The 17020-nt window shown below is 71.5% G+C and carries 15 protein-coding genes; 2 read left to right on the top strand and 13 right to left on the bottom strand.

The annotated features are described in order from the left end of the window. Positions 1-30: 30 nt before the first annotated feature. The 3 genes from EDF19_RS09360 to EDF19_RS09350 are packed head-to-tail and all read right to left on the bottom strand — an operon-like array spanning position 31 to position 2938. Positions 31-1074 carry a 1-phosphofructokinase family hexose kinase gene (locus tag EDF19_RS09360; protein WP_123680585.1) on the bottom strand — a complete coding sequence of 348 codons (1044 nt, stop codon included), beginning with the start codon at positions 1072-1074 and terminating at the stop codon, positions 31-33. Continuing rightward, on the bottom strand, positions 1071-2051 hold the full coding sequence (locus EDF19_RS09355) for a transketolase family protein (RefSeq protein ID WP_123680584.1): 981 nt from the start codon (positions 2049-2051) through the stop codon (positions 1071-1073). Before EDF19_RS09355 ends, EDF19_RS09360 begins: the two co-directional genes overlap by 4 nt. Further along, the gene (locus EDF19_RS09350; protein WP_260217048.1) at positions 2048-2938 is read right to left on the bottom strand and encodes a transketolase; all 891 of its coding nucleotides are present in this window, start codon (positions 2936-2938) and stop codon (positions 2048-2050) included. Before EDF19_RS09350 ends, EDF19_RS09355 begins: the two co-directional genes overlap by 4 nt. A 122-nt stretch (positions 2939-3060) precedes the next feature. Here EDF19_RS09350 and EDF19_RS09345 point away from each other — a divergent pair, with 122 nt between their 5' ends. Then, the gene (locus EDF19_RS09345; RefSeq protein ID WP_123680582.1) at positions 3061-3846 is read left to right on the top strand and encodes an IclR family transcriptional regulator; all 786 of its coding nucleotides are present in this window, start codon (positions 3061-3063) and stop codon (positions 3844-3846) included. Further along, on the top strand, positions 3839-4609 hold the full coding sequence (locus EDF19_RS09340; protein WP_123680581.1) for an IclR family transcriptional regulator: 771 nt from the start codon (positions 3839-3841) through the stop codon (positions 4607-4609). The genes EDF19_RS09345 and EDF19_RS09340 overlap by 8 nt, the downstream gene beginning before the upstream one ends. Positions 4610-4662: 53 nt before the next feature. On the opposite strand, the gene EDF19_RS09335 is transcribed toward EDF19_RS09340, so the two are convergent. From EDF19_RS09335 to EDF19_RS09290, 10 genes are all read right to left on the bottom strand, one after another. Then, positions 4663-6168: an NAD-dependent succinate-semialdehyde dehydrogenase gene (locus tag EDF19_RS09335; RefSeq protein WP_123680580.1), complete on the bottom strand. Its 1506-nt coding sequence runs from the start codon at positions 6166-6168 to the stop codon at positions 4663-4665. Beyond that, positions 6165-8081: a 3D-(3,5/4)-trihydroxycyclohexane-1,2-dione acylhydrolase (decyclizing) gene (gene iolD / locus EDF19_RS09330; protein ID WP_123680579.1), complete on the bottom strand. Its 1917-nt coding sequence runs from the start codon at positions 8079-8081 to the stop codon at positions 6165-6167. The genes EDF19_RS09335 and iolD overlap by 4 nt, the downstream gene beginning before the upstream one ends. A gap of 24 nt (positions 8082-8105) precedes the next feature. After that, positions 8106-8945: a 5-deoxy-glucuronate isomerase gene (gene iolB / locus EDF19_RS09325; RefSeq protein ID WP_123680578.1), complete on the bottom strand. Its 840-nt coding sequence runs from the start codon at positions 8943-8945 to the stop codon at positions 8106-8108. A gap of 92 nt (positions 8946-9037) precedes the next feature. Further along, a complete protein-coding gene (locus tag EDF19_RS09320; protein WP_123680577.1) occupies positions 9038-9925 on the bottom strand; it encodes a sugar phosphate isomerase/epimerase in 888 nt (295 codons plus the stop codon). Then, positions 9922-10932 (bottom strand): inositol 2-dehydrogenase, encoded by a 1011-nt coding sequence (gene iolG / locus EDF19_RS09315; protein WP_123680576.1) that lies wholly within the window; start codon positions 10930-10932, stop codon positions 9922-9924. The genes EDF19_RS09320 and iolG overlap by 4 nt, the downstream gene beginning before the upstream one ends. Before the next feature lie 32 nt (positions 10933-10964). After that, entirely contained in the window at positions 10965-12020 is a 1056-nt protein-coding gene (locus tag EDF19_RS09310; RefSeq protein WP_123680575.1) for a Gfo/Idh/MocA family oxidoreductase, read from the bottom strand. Beyond that, positions 12017-12919: a sugar phosphate isomerase/epimerase gene (locus tag EDF19_RS09305; RefSeq protein ID WP_123680574.1), complete on the bottom strand. Its 903-nt coding sequence runs from the start codon at positions 12917-12919 to the stop codon at positions 12017-12019. The genes EDF19_RS09310 and EDF19_RS09305 overlap by 4 nt, the downstream gene beginning before the upstream one ends. Further along, complete coding sequence (locus EDF19_RS09300) at positions 12916-14145, bottom strand: Gfo/Idh/MocA family protein (RefSeq protein WP_260217047.1); 1230 nt, start codon at positions 14143-14145, stop codon at positions 12916-12918. Before EDF19_RS09300 ends, EDF19_RS09305 begins: the two co-directional genes overlap by 4 nt. 120 nt (positions 14146-14265) lie before the next feature. Continuing rightward, positions 14266-15297 (bottom strand): LacI family DNA-binding transcriptional regulator, encoded by a 1032-nt coding sequence (locus EDF19_RS09295; RefSeq protein WP_185022759.1) that lies wholly within the window; start codon positions 15295-15297, stop codon positions 14266-14268. Between the two features lie 21 nt (positions 15298-15318). Beyond that, positions 15319-16797, bottom strand: a complete 1479-nt coding sequence (locus tag EDF19_RS09290) for a sugar porter family MFS transporter (protein ID WP_123680572.1) — start codon at positions 16795-16797, stop codon at positions 15319-15321. Between the last annotated feature and the right edge of the window lie 223 nt (positions 16798-17020).

Below are 17020 nucleotides of genomic sequence, written 5' to 3'. Positions count from 1 at the left end.
CGGGCGGCCCGCGGGGTCCTGCGGACGGCGTCAGCCGGTCGCGGCGAGCGAGTCGACGCGCAGCCAGGTGGAGTGGTCGGTGTGGTGGGGTGCGCGGGACGGCGGAACGCCGTCGCCGCGGCTGGCCGGGGTGGCGCGGAGTGCAGCGCCCCGCTGGGCAACCGCTGCCGCGCCCCAACGGACTGCGAGTCGTGCAGCGGCCGACGGCGTCGCACCGTCCGACTCGGCGGCGAGGTACCCGGCGAGTGCCGCGTCACCGGCCCCGGTCGTGTCGACGCAGTCGGTCGCGACCCCGGGGACGAGTTCGTGTCGGTGGGCATCGACGAGGAGCGCCCCGGCGGCGCCCATCGTGACGAGCGCGCGTCGTGCGCCCCGCGAGAGGAGGGCGCGCGCTGCACGCACCGTCTCGTCCACGGTCGTGACAGGGTGTCCGACGGCCTGCGCGAGTTCGTCGACGTTCGGCTTCACGAGGTCCACCGGCGCGAGCGGGTCGAGGACCGCCGTCAGCTGGTGCCCGGGGACGTCGAACGCGACGGACAGTCCGATGGTGCGGGCCGCGACGACGAGCGGGAGCACGTCGACGAGGTGGTCGCCACCGGCGACGGCCGGGAGGCACCCGGTCACCACGAGCCATCGGGCGTCGGTCTCCAGCGTGGTGCGGAGCACCGCCACGGTCAGCGTCGTCCACTGCGCACGTGTCAGCGGGGCCGGGGCCTCGTTGACGTTCGTGGTGACGCCGTCCGCCGCGGTCACGACGGTGTTGACCCGGGTGCGCACGCCGAGGTCCACCGGCGTCAGGCCGGAGCGTGCGTCGTCGTCGAGCGGCGCGAGCGCCTCCGGCGACAACGGGGCGACCGCCTGCGACGCCGCGCCGTGCGCGAGGAGCGCACGGGTGACGTTCACGCCGTTGCCCCCGAGCGTCTCGGTGACGGTGTGGGCGCGGTGCACGGCCCCACCCCGCAGGGTGTCGACGGAGTACGTCCGGTCGATCGCGGGCGCCGGGGTGAGCGTGACGATCGTGCGTCCCGTCCGGGTCCCCGTCCGCGCCGCGGCGTCCGGACGCAGCGTGCTCATGCGGCGACTCGCTCCCCGAGGACGGCACGGATGCGGTCCGCGACGCGCTCGACCGACAGTCCGTACTTGTCGAGCAGGAAGTCGTTGGGGCCCGACTCGGCCCAGGAGTCGGCGAGCCCGACCTTGTGCAGTCGGGCTCCGCTGGCGTGGCCGGCGAGGACCGCCGCGACGACGTCACCGAGTCCGCCGACGACGTTGTGCTCCTCGACCGTGACGACCTGGGCCGCACCGTCGAGCAGTACCCAGAGGGCGTCCTCGTCGAGGGGCTTGATCGTCGGCAGGTGCACGTGTCGGACGCGGTGTCCGTCGGCCTCGACGGCGGTGATGGCCTCGACGGTGCGGGAGGTCTGGACGCCGGTCGAGACGACGGTGACGTCGGGGCCGGTCCCCGCCTCGCGTCCGTTGCCCTCGCCGTCGCTGCTGTCTCGCAGCAGCACGGGCGCGCCGATGCGGAACGCGTAGCTGCCGTCGAAGACGTCGGCGACCGCGTCGCGGGCGAGCCGGAGGTACACGGGGCCGTCGTGGTCGGCGGCCCAGCGGATCATCGCGGCGGCCTCGGTCTCGTCGGCCGGCGCGAGGACGGTCATGTTCGGCAGCGCACGCATCACCGACAGGTCCTCGATGTCCTGGTGGGTCTTGCCGCTCGCGCCGTTGAGCAGCCCGGTGTACGCGGCGGCGAGCCGGACGGGGGCCTTGGTCTGGGAGACGAGCATGCGCACCTGGTCGAGCGCACGGTTCGTCAGGAAGACGCCGAACGACGACAGCCAGGGGCGGTAGCCGAGCGTCGACATGCCGAACGCGATCCCGACCATGTTCTGCTCGGCGATGCCGGCCTGGACGAACCGGTCCGGGTGGGCCTCGGCGAACGTGACCGCCATGGTCGAGGTCGCGAGGTCGCCGTCGACGACGACGATGCGGTCGTCGGTCCGTGCGAGTTCGGTGAGGGTGTCGCCCCACACTGCGCGCTGCGCCTTCATGCCAGGGCCTCCGTCTTCTGGTCGATGAGCAGTTCCGTGCGGGCGGTGTCGAGCTGCTCCGCGGTCGGGACGCCGTTGTGCCACTTGAACGTGGCGCGGGTGAACGAGACACCGTTGCCCTTGACGGTGTGGGCGATGATCGCCGTCGGCTTGCCGGTCGTGCCGCGAGCGGCGTCGACCTCGGAGTACGCGTCGAGGATCTCCTCGAAGTCGTGGCCGTTGATCTCGATGACGTTCCAGCCGAACCCGCGGAACACGGCGGGGAGGTTCACGTGCCCCATCGGTTCGCTGCGGTCGTAGCGGTCGTCGTCGCCGGCCGGCCAGCCGTACTGCTGCAGGCCGTTGAGGTCGACGATCGCGGTGAGGTTGTCGAGGCCGTAGCGGGGGGCGTGGATCACGGTCTCCCAGACCATGCCCTCCTCGATCTCGCCGTCGCCGAGCACCACCCAGGTGTGGAAGTCCTTGCCCTGCATCTTCGCGGCGATCGCCATGCCGGAGCCGGCGGAGAGCCCCTGCCCGAGGGACCCGGTGGAGGAGTCCACCCCCGGCGTGAGCTTCATGTCGGGGTGTCCCTGCAGTCGGGAGTCGCCGTGGTCGAAGGTGGCGAGTTCCTCGACGGGGAAGTACCCCCGGAGGGCCAGGACCGAGTACAGCCCGATCGCCGAGTGCCCCTTGGACAGGATGAACCGGTCGCGGTCGGGGTCCTGCGGCTGCTCCGGGTCGATCCGGAGCTGGTGGAAGTAGAGGGCGACCATCAGGTCCATGGCGGACATCGGGCCACCGATGTGCCCCGCCTTGCTCGTCGCGACCGTCTCGAGGACACGCCAGCGTCCTTCTCGGGCGACGGTCTCCAGGTGTTCGACGTCTCTCGCGTCGTTGCGTGTCACGGCGACTCCTTCGTTCTGCGGTGGTGCCATCAAACTATCACTCTGTGAACGGTGTGTCTACTGAGTGAGATTAGCGGGGCAGGTCGACGAAGTCGACGAGGTCGACGTGGGAGGATGACGACATGGCAGACGGCGCCTCCGACGACGGTGGGATCGAGATCCTCAGCAAGGCCGGCGCGATCATCGACGCGCTGGCCGAGACCGAGGCCCTGACGGTGAGCGCGCTGGCGGACGCGGTCGGGGAACCCACGTCTTCCACCTACCGCCTGCTGCAGAGCCTCATCGCGATGGGATGGGTCGACGCCGCCCCGGTCCGCGGCACCTACCGGCTCGGGCTCGCCTGCATGCAGATCGGCGGTGTCCTGGAGGACTCGCTCGACGTGCGCGGGCTCGCGCTGCCCCGGATGCGCGAACTCCGCTCGAGTGCCGGCGTGGCTGCACTGCTCTGCTACCGCCGGGGAACGCGAGCCGTGTGCGTCGAACGCCTCGAGGGCCACGACGTCCGCTCGGTCGCGATGCAGGTGGGCGACTCGCTCCCGCTCCACGTCGGCGGGGCGCCCCGCGCGCTCCTGGCGTTCCTGGCCGCCGGCGAACAGCACGCCGTGGTCGACGAGCTCCTGGCGACGCCCGACCTGCCGTACGCCGTCCCGCCGCGGGGCGCGCTGCAGGCGGAGCTCGAGGCGACCCGATCGCGCGGGTACGCCCGGTCCGACCAGGACGTCACGATCGGCATCGCCGCCTTCGGCAGTCCCGTCTTCAACCACCGCGGCGAACTCGTCGCCGCGGTGTCCATCAGCGGGCTGCGAGAACGGCTCGTCGACCGCGAGCCCGAGCTCGCGGACCTGGTGATGTCCACCGCCGCCGCGATCAGTGCGGACCTGGGGTACGACGGAGGTCGACGTGGCTGACCGGAAGCCGATGCGCGTGCTCGCCAACTCGATGGCGGTGGTCGAGGCCCTCGCCGAGCGTGGGGACCTCTCGCCCGCCGAACTCGCCGAGGCGACGGGGCTCCCCCGCCCCAGCGTCTACCGGTTCATCGACGGACTCCGGGCCGTCGGGATGGCGACCACCACGGACGAGAACCGTGCGCGCCTCAGCGTGAAGTGGTTGCACCTGGCCGACGCCGCACGGGACGCCATGACCGAGTGGTCCGGCGCCCGACGGATCCTCGACGCCCTCGCCGAGCGCACCGAGCAGACCGCGTTCCTGACCGTGCCGCGCGGCGACGAGGCCGTGTGCGTCGACTGGGCACCCGGTCGAGGCATCGGCGTCCTCACCCTGGCACCGGGCCGTTCCCTGCCGCTGTACGCCGGGGGCGCCGGTCGCCTCGTGCTCGCGTACGCCCGCGACGTCGACGAGTACCTGGCCGACGGGCCCGAGCGTCGACCGCTGACGAGCGCGACGATCGTGGACGCCGACGCGCTGCGCGAGGACGTCGAGCGCACGCGGTCCCAGGGGTACACGCTGTCGCTCGACGACGCCACGATCGGGATCGGCGCGCTCGCGTTCCCCGTGCTCGGGGCCGACGGGGCGCTGCTCGGGTGCCTGTCGGTCGCCGGCCGGTCCGTCGACGTCCGCGAGCGGCAGCAGGAGTTCACCGACGCCGCGCGTGCGGCCGTCGCGGAGCTGACGAGCGGGGCCACCAGCGAACTGGCGACCCCGCTGTCCTGACGCGCACGCCGTGCGGTCGGCGGGCCCGGGCCGGGCCCGCGGTGGCGCGAGCGCTACCAGCTCACGGCGATGTACTGCGACTCCATGTACTCCAGGAGCCCCTCGGCACCGCCCTCGCGGCCGATGCCTGATTCCTTCATCCCGCCGAACGGCGCCGCCGGGTCGGACACCAGACCACGGTTCAGCCCGACCATGCCGGACTCGATCCGTCCGCTGACCCGCAGGCCCCGCGCGAGGTCCTGTGTGTAGACGTACGACACCAGGCCGAACGGGGTGCCGTTCGCCAGTCGGACGGCGTCGTCCTCGGTGCGGAAGGTGACCACGGGCGCGACCGGCCCGAAGATCTCCTCCTTGAGGATGCGCGCGTGCTCCGGCACCCCGGTCAGGACGGTCGCCGGGTAGAACCAGCCGGGGCCGTCGGGGGACGCTCCGCCGGTCAGCACCGTGGCGCCGTCCTCCTTCGCGCCGTCGACCAGCCGGGCGATGTCGTCGCGGGCGGTCTCGTTCACCATCGGGCCGAGCTGGACCTCCGGGTCGAGCCCGTCGCCGGTCCGGAGCGCGCCCATCGCCTGGGCTAGTCGTGTGGAGAACGCCTCGGCGATGCCCTCCTGCACGTAGAAGCGGTTCGCCGCGGTGCAGGCCTCGCCGCCGTTCCGCATCTTGGCGATCATGGCGCCGGCGACCGCCTCGTCGAGGTCGGCGTCGTCGAACACCACGAACGGCGCGTTGCCACCGAGCTCCATCGACGTGTTCACGACGGACTCCGCGGCGAGCTTCATGAGCTTCACGCCCACCTCGGTGGACCCGGTGAACGAGAGCTTCCGGGCACGAGGGTCGCGCACCATCTGCTCGACCACGGTGCCGGAGGACCGGCTCGGCAGCACGTTGAGGACACCGGCCGGCAGGCCCGCCTCGGCGAAGAGCGCTCCGATCGCCAGGGCGGTCAGCGGGGTGTCGCTCGCCGGCTTCAGGACCGTCGTGCACCCGGCGGCGAGCGCCGGTCCGATCTTCCGGGTCGCCATCGCCGCGGGGAAGTTCCACGGGGTGACGAGGATCGCGATGCCGATCGGACGGTGCTCGACGAGGATCTTGTTCGTGCCACCCGGTGCGGTCTGCAGCGCACCCGGGATCCGGACCGCCTCTTCCGCGTACCAGCGCAGGAACTCGGCGGCGTACAGGACCTCGCCGCGGGCGTCGGCGAAGACCTTGCCGTTCTCCGCCGTGATGAGCCGCGCGAACCAGTCGGCGCGCTCGACCATCAGGTCGTAGGCCCGCGACAGCACCTCGGATCGCTTCCGGGGCGGGGTCGCGGCCCAGCCGGCGGCAGCGTCCGCCGCGGCGTCGACGGCCGCCTGGGCGTCGTTCCGGGTCCCGCTCGAGACGGTGGCGATGACGCTGCCGTCCACGGGGTCGTGGACGTCGAACGTCGCACCGTCGGACGCTGCGCGTTCCACCCCGCCGATCAGGAGGCCCGTGGGGACCCCGGCGGTGATGCTCGCCCGGTCGATCGTCGTGTCCACGGCGTCGGTGGCGTCGCGGACGTCGGTCACGTCGGTCATGAGTGCTCCAGTTCTCGGACGCGGGGTGCGGACTGCGCCAGGTAGAGGCGCTGCTCGCGCTTGTGCTCGTCGTAGGTGGCCCGGGCGTCCTTCGTGCTGTCGAGCGTCGAGACCTCGGCGACCGGCACGTCCCACCAGGCGCCGGAGCCGCCGAAACGGCCCTGGGCGTCGACGCGGACGTACACGACGCTGGTGCCGTCGTACGCCCGGGCCGCGTCGAGTGCGGAGCGGAAGGTGTCCGCGGTGTCGGCGGAGAAGACCTCGGCGCCGTAGCTCGCCGCGTTGGCGACGAAGTCGACCTCGAGCCGGCGGCCGTCGTGGCGGAGGGCCTCACCGCGCTCGTTGAAGCGGGTGCCGAACGTCTGCGAGCCGAGGGTCTCGGACAGCGCGGCGATCGAGCCGTAGCCGAAGTTGTCGACGATGACGATGGTCATCTGCAGGTGCTCCTGCACCGCGGTCATGATCTCCTGCGACATCATCAGGTACGAGCCGTCGCCGACGAGCACGTGCACGCGGCGCTCGGGTGCGGCGAGCTGTGCGCCCACGCCACCGGCGACCTCGTAGCCCATGCACGAGTTGCCGTACTCGATGTCGTAGCCCTTCGGGCTGCCCGGCCGCCACAGGCGGTGCAGGTCGCCCGGCATCGAGCCGGCGGCGTTGACCACGACGTCGTCGGCCTCGGCCGAGGCGTTGAGGAGTCCGAGCATCTCGGCCTGGGACAGCGTCGGGCTGTCCTGGACCTCGATGATGCGGTCGACCTCGGCGCGCCAGTCCGCGGCGGCCTGTTCGTTCGCGGCGACGACGTCGGCGTCGAGCGTGAAGCCGTCGAGCGCGGCACGGAGCTCGGCGAGCGTCGCGCGGGCGTCGCCGACCAGCGGGATGCCGGACTCCTTGAAGGCGTCGATCTCGGCGACGTTGATGTTCACGAACGCCACGTCCGGGTTCTGGAACATGGTGTTCGAGGCCGTCGTGAAGTCGGTGTAGCGGGTCCCGATGCCGATGACCACGTCGGCGTCGTTCGCGATGGCGTTCGCGTACGCGGATCCGGAGGAACCGAGCGCCCCGAGGGCGAGCCGGTGGTCCCACGGCATGCCGGCCTTGCCCGCCTGCGTCACGCCGACGCCGATGCCGGTCGACTCGGCGAAGCGCACGAGCTCCCCGGTCGCCTCGGAGTACACGACGCCACCGCCGGCGATGACGACGGCCTTCTTCGCACCCTTGATGAGCTCGGCCGCACGCTGGATCGCCGCGGCGTCGGGACGGTTGCGGGCGACGTGCCAGACCCGCTCGGAGAACAGCGTCTCCGGGAAGTCGAACGCCTCGGCCTGCACGTCCTGCGGCAGGGCGATGGTGACGGCGCCGGTGTCGGCCGGGCTCGTCAGCACGCGCATCGCCTCGAGCAGGGCGGAGGCGAGCTGCTCCGGCCGGCTGATCCGGTCGAAGTACCGCGACACCGCACGGAACGAGTCGTTCGCGGTGACGTCCATCGCGTACGGGTGCTCCTGCTGCTGGAGCACCGCGCCGGTGGACCGGGTGGCGAAGGCGTCCGACGGGAAGAGCAGGACGGGGATGTGGTTCACCGTCGCGGTACCGGCACCGGTGACCATGTTGGTCGCGCCGGGCCCGATCGAGGTCGAGACGGCGAGCGCGCCGAGGCGGTTCTTCGTCTTCGCGTAGCCGGTCGCGATGTGGACCATGCCCTGCTCGTTGCGGCCCTGGTAGTAGGGGAACACGTCCTGGTACTGCAGGAGCGCCTGTCCGAGCCCGGCGACGTTGCCGTGGCCGAAGATGCCGAACGCGCCGCCGAAGAACGGCTGCGTCACCCCGTCACGTTCGACGTGCTGGGCCTGCATGAACTCGACGATCGCCTGGCCCACCGTGAGGCGGCGGGTCGGCTGAGGGTGTTGCACCATTGCGAACTTCCTTTTCGTGGTGGGTCAGGGGCGGACGGGGACGAACGGCACACGCGGATCGGTGCCGAGGGCTTCCCACTTGGCGCGGGCCGGGGCGAGCGCGGGGTCCTCTGCGGCCTGCAGGGTGCGCTTCGGCGCCGGGCCGGCGAGGACGTTGAGGTAGTAGAGGTCCTGGTCGTGGGCGGCCACGGTGGTGTGGTACCCCCAGGGGATGAGGCAGATGTCACCGTCGCGGACGGGGACGTCGAGGTCGAAGTCGCGCTCCGGGCTGTAGACCCGCTGCAGCGCCCACCCGTTCTCCGGGTCGCGGAGACGGTAGTAGTAGACCTCCTCCAGCTGCGCTTCGCCGTCGATGTCGTGCTCGTGCTTGTGCGGCGGGAAGCTCGACCAGTTGCCGCCCGGGGTCCACACCTCGACGATGTGCAAGCGGTCGGCCGGGAAGTCGGGTGACATCGGCGTGGAGACCTGCCGCGTCGCGTTGCCGGCACCACGGGTGGCGGATCCGACGTCGTCCGGCGTGACCAGGACGACCTCGTGCTGCTCGGTGGCCGGCGCGGTCGCGATGGCCAGTTCGGCTCCGGGGGTGGCGGTGATCGTCACCGCGGTGTCGCGCGGGACGGAGAGCGTGTGCCCGAGTCCGTCGAAGACCGTGTCCCGGCCACCGAGGCGGTACTCCTCGCCGGCGACCGTGAGGACGAGGTCGCCGTGCAGGTTCACGAACGCCCGCTCGTTGCCGTCGGCGGGCAGCTCGACCGTCTCGCCGTCGCCGAAGGTCTTCACCTGGAAGGTGATGAACTCCCAACCGGCGATCTCCGGGGTGATGACGTCCCATGCGCCGTGCTTGAGCACCTGCGGGTCGACCATGTTGTGATCCTCTCTGCGTCGTTGCGTTCGGATGGGAAGAGCATACCGCTTTTCTCGCTGGCCGGACGAATCGTCCGCTGTGAGAAAAGTGCTCAGGCGAATCGGAGACCGGCTTCAGCGAGCCGGATGCACCGCAGGGTGGTGTCGCGTGCGGCGTCCAGGGCGTCGGCCAGCGACTTCGCGCGGTGCTCGATCGAGAGCATCTCGACGCCCCACGGGCCGGACCAGCCGACCTCGGCCATCGTGCGGAAGAAGCCGACGACGTCCTGCGCACCCTCGCCCGGGTAGCGCCGGTTGTCCCGGGTGTCCTCGAACAGGGTGCGGCCGGCCTCGGGCAGGGCGTCCGCGTCGTTCACCTCGACCCCGACGACCGTCGCGGGGTCCAGCGTGCGGCGGAGCTCGTCGAGCGAGGTCCCGGCGCGGAAGACGTGCCAGGAGTCGACGACCAGGCCGGCGTGCGGATGGTCCACCGCCCTGACCAGTTCGGACCCCTGCGGCAGCGAGGAGATCCCGGCGAAGGGCAGTGGCTCGAGCGCGAGTCGCGTGCCGATCGCCGCGGCCTCGTCGGCCAGCCGGCGGAACGGTCCGACGTAGGGCTCGACCGAGGCGACCGTCGGCGCCGGTGGCGGCGCGATCTTCACCATCGGGCTGTCGAAGGCCTGCGCGGCGTCGCGGAGCAGGTCCCATCGGGCACGCCACGGCGCGTCCGACGGGTCGCGCCACCAGTCCTTGACGAGTTCGACCTCGAGGTGACCGATGCCGAGGCGGTCGGCGTGGGCCCGGAGCGCGTCGAACCCGATCGTGTCCCGGACGACCTCGAGGTCGTCGACGACGAACCCGAGCCCGGTGAACCCGGCGTCCGCCGCGGCGCTGACCCGGTCCCGTGCCGAGAACGAGCTGCGCTCCGACGGGCCGTCCGGCACCGCGGTCCCCGACGTCGTCCAGCAGGTGGCGACGAGGTCGTGGCTGATCCCGGTCATCGCGACAGGTCGACCGTGACCGATCCGCCCGTGCGGGCCGATCGGTCGGCGGCGTCGGCGAGGACGAGCGCGGCGCGGCCGTCCTCGAACCCGGGGCTGCGGGAGGGTTCGCCCCGCACCGCCATCAGGAACTCGACGACCTCGAGCCGGTACGCCTCGGCGTACCGCTGCAGGAAGAAGTTCTGGTACGGCTCCAGTGCCTCGACGGCACCGGCACCCCAGTGCCGGACGAGGGTGTCGGTCTGGTTGCCGACCTGCAGGAGCCCCTCGGACCCGAACACCTCGAAGCGCTGGTCGTACCCGTACGCCGCGTGCCGCGAGTTCGTGATGACCACGAGCTCGTCGCCCGCACCGCGGAGCGTGACGACCGCGGAGTCGAAGTCGCCGAGCTCGCGGGCCGTCGCACTGAACGTGTTCGCGCCGCGGGCGGTCACCTCGACGATGTCCGGCACGAAGAAGCGCGCCATGTCGAGGTCATGGATCGTCATGTCGCGGAAGATCCCGCCGGACGACGCCAGGTACCCGGCCGGTGGCTCAGCGGGGTCGCGGCTCGTGATGAGGACCTGCTCCAGCGTGCCGATCTCCCCCGCACTCACCCGGCGGTGCAGTTCGGCGAAGTGTCGGTCGAACCGCCGGTTGAAGCCGAGCACGATCGGGACGGTGGCCGCCGCGGCCTTCGCGCGGAGCCGGTCGACCCGCTCGAGGTCGAGGTCGATGGGCTTCTCGCAGAGCACCGGGACGCCCGCGTCGATCGCGGCGTCGATGAGGTCGACGTGGGTGGCGGTCGGTGCCGCGATGATGACCGCGTCGACCTCCCCCGAGGCGAAGACCTCGGCCGGGTCGGTGCTGACCTTGCCGCCGTACTCGGCGGCCGTTCGCTCGGCGCCCTCGACGAAGGGGTCGCAGACCCACGCGAGCTCCGCGTCCTCGATGGCGGCCACGCTCATGGCGTGGACCTGTCCGATGCGCCCGGTGCCGAAGAGGCCGATCCGGATCTGTTGCGTCATTGCAATCTCCAGGTGGTGGTGGTCCGCGTGGTCTACGCGGTGGTGGTGGTCCGCGTGGTCGACGCGGTACTGCGTGGTCGCACGGGACGACCGGTGTGGAACGACTCAGCAGCCGCTTCGGCGAGCGCCGTGGCGACGAGCCCGGCCGCGGGCGGGGTGAGACTCTCCGACTCGCCACGGATCATCCGCACGAAGTGCGCGATCTCCTCTTCGAACGCCGGGACGAACCGGTCGCCGAAGGTGTCGTACGGGTTCGCCGGGGCGACGCCGGCGGGCTCGGTCGACGTGATCGGCGTGCGCGGTCCGTAGCCCGCGCCGAACGCGCCGTTCGTGCCGGTGACCTCGAGCCGGACGTCCTGGCCGGCGCCGCTCCGGCGGAGCGCTCCGATGCTGCCGACGGCACCCGACGCGAACCGCAGGGTCACCATCGCCGTGTCGGTGTCCTGGTGGTCGCCGTACACGGGCTCGTCCAGGACGGACCCGATCATCGAGATCTCGACGACGGGGTCGCCGACGACCCACGGGATGATGTCGAAGTCGTGGACGAGCAGGTCGAGCCACATGCCGTGCGACTGCGGGATGTAGTCCACCGGCAGGGCGTGGTGGTCGTTCTCCGTCGCCTGCACGAGTCGCAGCGTGCCGACGTCACCGTCGAGGACGTGCTGCCGCAACCGCTGGTACCCCGGGTCGTAGCGGCGGTGGAACGCGACCATGATCGGGGTCCCCGTCGCGTCGAGGTCGCGGGAGAGCTCGGTGAGCTCGTCCACGCCGAGCGCGAGGGGCTTCTCGATCAGGAGCGGGGTGTGCGAGTCCGCGACGACGCGGGCCAGGTCGGCGTGGGTGTCCGTCGCCGACGCGACGAGGACGCCGTCGAGCGAGGGCAGGACGTCCGTGAGCGGATCGACGGTGGTCGACACCGACGCCCAGCCGGTCTCGCCGCCGCGCTGCTCGTCGAGCCGGGTGCGCACGGCCTCGGTCCGGCCGGCGTCGCGACCGACGAGGACGACCTCGTCGACGCCCGGGGTCCTGGCGAGGTTCCGAGCGTGCATCGCCCCGATGCGGCCGAGGCCGGCGACGCCGACCCTCACCGGGTGACCTCGGCGGCCTCGAGCTCGGCGACGAGGGCACGGACGAAATCGACGCTCGCACGGGCGTCCTCGATCGGGCCGGTGCCGGGAGCGGGCTCGTCGAGCACGACCTTGTCCTGCTCGAGGACGATCCAGCCGTCGAAGCCGGCCTCGACCATGCTCGTCAGGATCGCGCGGATGTCCACGTCGCCCTGTCCGACCGGCCGGTAGAGCAGGTCGGCCTTGATCGCGTCGAAGTAGCTGATCTCGCCGTCCGCCACGCGCTGCGCACCCTCGAGGGACACGTCCTTGAGGTGCATGTACGCGATGCGGTCGCTGTGCTCGGCGGCGAAGCGGACGGGGTCCGTGCCACCGAGGAACAGGTGCCCGGTGTCGAAGCAGAACGGGATCGTCGAGCCGGCGAGCACGGCGTCGACGTCGTCCTTCGTCTCGACGACGGTCCCGACGTGCGGGTGCAGGGTCGCCGTGACGCCGACCGCGGCCGCAGCCTCGGTGATCCGGTCGAGGTTGGTGAACAGCGTCGCCCACTGCTCGTCGGTGAGCGGCTCGCGCTGGGCGTCGTAGCCGGTCTGCTCGCTGTCCGCGCAGACCACGAGCACGGTCGCTCCGGAGGCCGCGTAGTCGGCGAGTTCCTGTTCGATCCGGGGCAGCGGGTCGGTGCCGGGCTGGTGCGCGATGACCGGCACGAAGCTGCCGATCGCCGTCATGCCGAACTCGGCGAGCCGGGCCGCCTTGTCCTCGGGCGCCGGGGGCAGGAACCCCTGGGCGCCGAGCTCGGTGGCCTCGAAGCCGAGGGACGTCATCTCGGCGAGGACGCGCTCCGGCGGCAGCTGGTGGCCCCAGCCGTCGACCTCGCTGACGCCCCAGGAGATCGGTGCGGTCGCGATGCGGAGGCTCATGCGCGCACCCCCTCGATCTCGGCGGCGACGGCGGTGGTGTTGGCGGTGGTGCCCGGTTCGACGGGCAGGTCGACCCACAGACCCGACTCCGCCGATTCCTCGGCGGCGCTCAGCACGCGGGCCGAGGCGACGGCGTCGTGGATGTTCGATCCGGTGGCCTCGCCGCCGGTGGCCGCGGTGAGGAACTTCGCCGCCTCGATCACCTTGAGGTCGTCGTAGCCCATGCTCGTGCCGGAGCTCGGCTGGAACCGGGAGTAGTCGGGGAAGTACCCGTCGGCGAACGCGCGGGTGTACCCGACGTGCTGCCCGGTGCGGGCGAGGGCCACCTCGAGCTCGTTGAGCCGCTCGAAGTCCCAGCGGACCGACCCCTCGGTGCCGAAGATCTCGAACGCGTACTCAGAACGCGGACCGACGGCGATGCGCGATGCCTCGAGGTTGCCGATCGCGCCCGCGCCCACGGCGGAGTCGCCGAACCGGACGAGCATCGTGGCGTAGTCCTCGTTCTCGACGGGGAGCAGCTTGCCGGCGCCGGGCGTGCCGGGCAGCCCGGGGCGCTCGGTCAGGTAGGTGCCGGTCGCGGCCGAGATCGAGCCGATCGGGCCGAGGACGTAGTGCATGAGGTCGACGAGGTGCCCCATCAGGTCACCGAGGACCCCGCTGCCCGAGGTCGCCCGGACGAAGCGCCACGTCAGCGGGTCCTCCGGGTTCGAGGAGAAGCCGCCGAAGAACCGGCCGCGGACGTTCGTGATCCGGCCGAGGGCGCCGTCGAGGACGAGCTGGCGTGCGTGCTGCACGGCCGGGACGTGCCGGTAGTTGAAGCCGATCGTGGTGGCGACACCGGCGGCGTCGGCGGCTGCGGCGACGGCTTCGGTCTCGGCGGCCCCGCGGCCGACGGGCTTCTCGATCCAGAACGGCTTGCCGGCCTCGGCCGCGGCGATGCCGATCTCGGCGTGCAGCGAGTTCGGGGCGCAGATCGAGACGACGTCGACCTCGGGGTCGGCCAGGACCTCGCGGTAGTCCGAGACGACCTTCTCGTAGCCGAGGACGTCCTTCGCGTAGTCGCGACCGGCGGGTGCGACGTCGGCGGCGACGACGAGCCTGGGACGGATCCCGAGCTCGGGGTAGACGAGCGGGAGGAGGGCGTAGGAGCGCGAGTGGAGGCGCCCCATCCAGCCGACACTGATGAGGCCGACTCCGACCGAGCGGGGTGCGCTGTTCTCTGCCACGGGTGCTCCTTTGCTTCCTGGCGAGGATTTTGAACCGGTCCAAAATCTGGACCGGTTCAATGTACGACCGCGGTTTCGCCGATGTCAACCTCGGCGCGACCTGCGAGCCGGCCGCGGCCCTCAGCCGCGCGGCACGGACGACGACCGGATCCGGAGCGTCGGCGCGATGAGCACCTCGCCGGGGTTCTCCTCCGACAGCAGGAGTTCCGCGGCACGTCGCCCGATCGCCGCGTTGTCCGGGTCGACGGACGTCAGGTCCACTGCCCCGAGCGCCGCCAGGTACGTGTTGTCGTACCCGGTGACCGCGACCGAGCCGGTGAGTCCACGCTGCCGGACGGCAGCCGTCACGCCGATCGCGGCCAGGTCGTTCACGGCCGTGATCGCCGTCGGCGGTTCGTCCCGGTCGAGCAGCTCGAGGGCCGCTCGGTAGCCGGCGGCCTCGGAGAAGTCGCTCTCGGCGACCAACCCCCCGTCCGGGCCCCCGTCCAGCCCGTGTTCGTGGACCGCGGCACGGAAGGCCTCCGCCCGCCCGGTGGCGACGCGGCCCCCGGCTCCGCCCACGTGCCCGATGCGCCGGTGCCCGATGTCGACCAGGTGGTCGACGACGAGCCGGATCCCGACCTCGTCGTCCCCGCGGACCGTCGCAGCACCGGCGAGCCGACCGGGCCGGGCGCTGGCGATCACGATGCGGGCGGCGCCCATCACCTGCACGACCCGGTCCATGGTCGGCACCGACCCGACGACGATGAGCCCGGACGGCTGCAGGTCGCCGAGCATCGCGACCGCGTCGAGGTCGAGGCGCGGGCGTGACGAACCGTTCGGCAGCACCGCACTGGTCATCAGCCCGAGGCGACCGCCCGACGCCAGGGACACCCGCGCCGCGTCGACGACCTCGGCGAGCACGGGGTTCCGCGAGTCGGCGACCAGGATCCCGACGAAGTCGTCCCGGGCGCCGTTGAGCGAGCGCGCCACCCGGTTCGGCCGGAACCCCAGCGCGTCGGCGGCGTCGAGGATCCGGGCGAGGCGCTCGGGGCTGACCGAACCGGGTGAGCTGAACGCGAGCGAGACGAGCGACTTCGACACCGCCGCACGGTCGGCGACGTCCCGCATGGTCGCGCGCCGCGCCGCCGTGGTGGACCCGTCGTCAGCCATGCTCCACATCTTGCAGCACGGTCACCGCTCGTCGCGACCGGCCCGCTTCGCCTTGCCCTTGATGGTGTCGATGTAGATCGCGCCGGTCGTGACCTCCTCTTCGAGCTTCTCGAGCGACCAGCCTCGGGTCTCCGGTACCTGCGTCACGATGAACGCCAACGCGATGGCACCGATGACGGCGAAGAGGAAGAACGTGCCGGTGATGCCGACGCCCTCGATGAGGGACGGCACGTAGAGCGCCAGGACACCGTTCATCAGCCAGCCGGCGAACGCCGCGATGCCGGTCCCGAGGCCGCGCATGTTCAGCGGGAAGATCTCGGCCAGCCACACCCAGACCGCGATGTTGAGGCAGGACTGCATCGACAGCACGAAGGCGCAGATCAGGAACAGGAGCACGTAGGGGCGGATCGGGTTGCCGTCCGGGATCACCAGGGACGAGACGCCGATCAGGATGTGGCAGGTCGTCGTCAGGGAGAGCCCGAGGATGAACGTCTTCCGGCGGTCCACGCGGTCCATGTTCCGGAGGGCGATGAGCCCGCCGACGACCGCGAGGATGCCCGGGGCGATGTTCGCGATCAGTGCGGCGTTCGCCCCGAACCCGGACTCGATCAGGATGCGCTGGCCGTAGTACATGATCGAGTTGATCCCGGTGACCTGCTGGGCGATGGCGACGCCGCACCCGATCAGGACGATGCGGATGAGCCAGCGGCTGGACAACAGGGCCTTCAGCCCGTTCCGACGGGTCTCGCTGGGCTCCTCGGCCGTCACCCGACGGATCTCCTCGAGCTCGACCTCGGCACGGCCCTCGTTGCGGACGGTCTTGAGGATCGCGAGCGCCCGCTCGTCGTGACCGTGCTCGACGAGCCAGCGCGGGGACTCCGGCATCCGGAGCATGCCGATGAACAGCGCGGCGGCCGGGATCGCACAGATGAAGAACATGACGCGCCACACGCCGCCCTCGTCGCCGAGGACGATGCCGATGATCGCGTTGATGACGAACGCCGCGAGCTGCCCGCTCACGATCGCGAGCTCGTTGCGCCCGGTGATCATGCCGCGGATCTCGAGCGGTGCGAGCTCGGCCAGGTACACGGGGACGACGATGGACGCGGCTCCCACCGCCAGGCCGACGGCGATGCGTCCGGCCAGCAGCACCTCGAAGTTCGGCGAGAAGACCGCGAGCAGCGTGCCGCAGAAGAAGAAGACCGCCATCGCGAGGATGGTGGAGCGCCGGCCGATGCGGTCCGACACCGGACCGCCGATCAGGCCGCCGACGGCCGCGGCGAAGACGAGCGACGAGATCACGACACCGAGGCCGATGTCGTCGAGCCCGAGCTGCGACTGGATCGAGATCTCGGCGCCGTTGCTGACGCCGGTGTCGTACCCGAACAGCAGCCCGCCGAGGCAGGCGACGACCGAGATGAGACCGATCCGTTTCCGGTGCGGTCCCGTCGTGAGGGGTGGCAGTTCGAGCGCTCCGCGCGGTTGACCCTGTCCAGACATGCTGACTCCTTCGTCATCGGCTCCCGCAGTTCTCACACCACGGACGGACTGTTCACAGGGTAACAGGCGTCGATCACGAGGTTCCACTCTTGTGGACCAGGGTGATTCGTTATACCGTACGCCGGACAGACAACCCGCCAGGTGAGAATTGGCAAGGTCGCTGACTCTCAGACAGCACCTCGGCGGAACCGTCGAACCCGTGCACCACAGCGGAACCACTGGA

It is taken from the genome of Curtobacterium sp. PhB115, assembly GCF_003752025.1.
Classification (GTDB): domain Bacteria; phylum Actinomycetota; class Actinomycetes; order Actinomycetales; family Microbacteriaceae; genus Curtobacterium.
The sequence above is the reverse complement of the archived record's forward strand: the minus strand, read 5'-3'. Positions and strand labels throughout refer to the sequence as shown.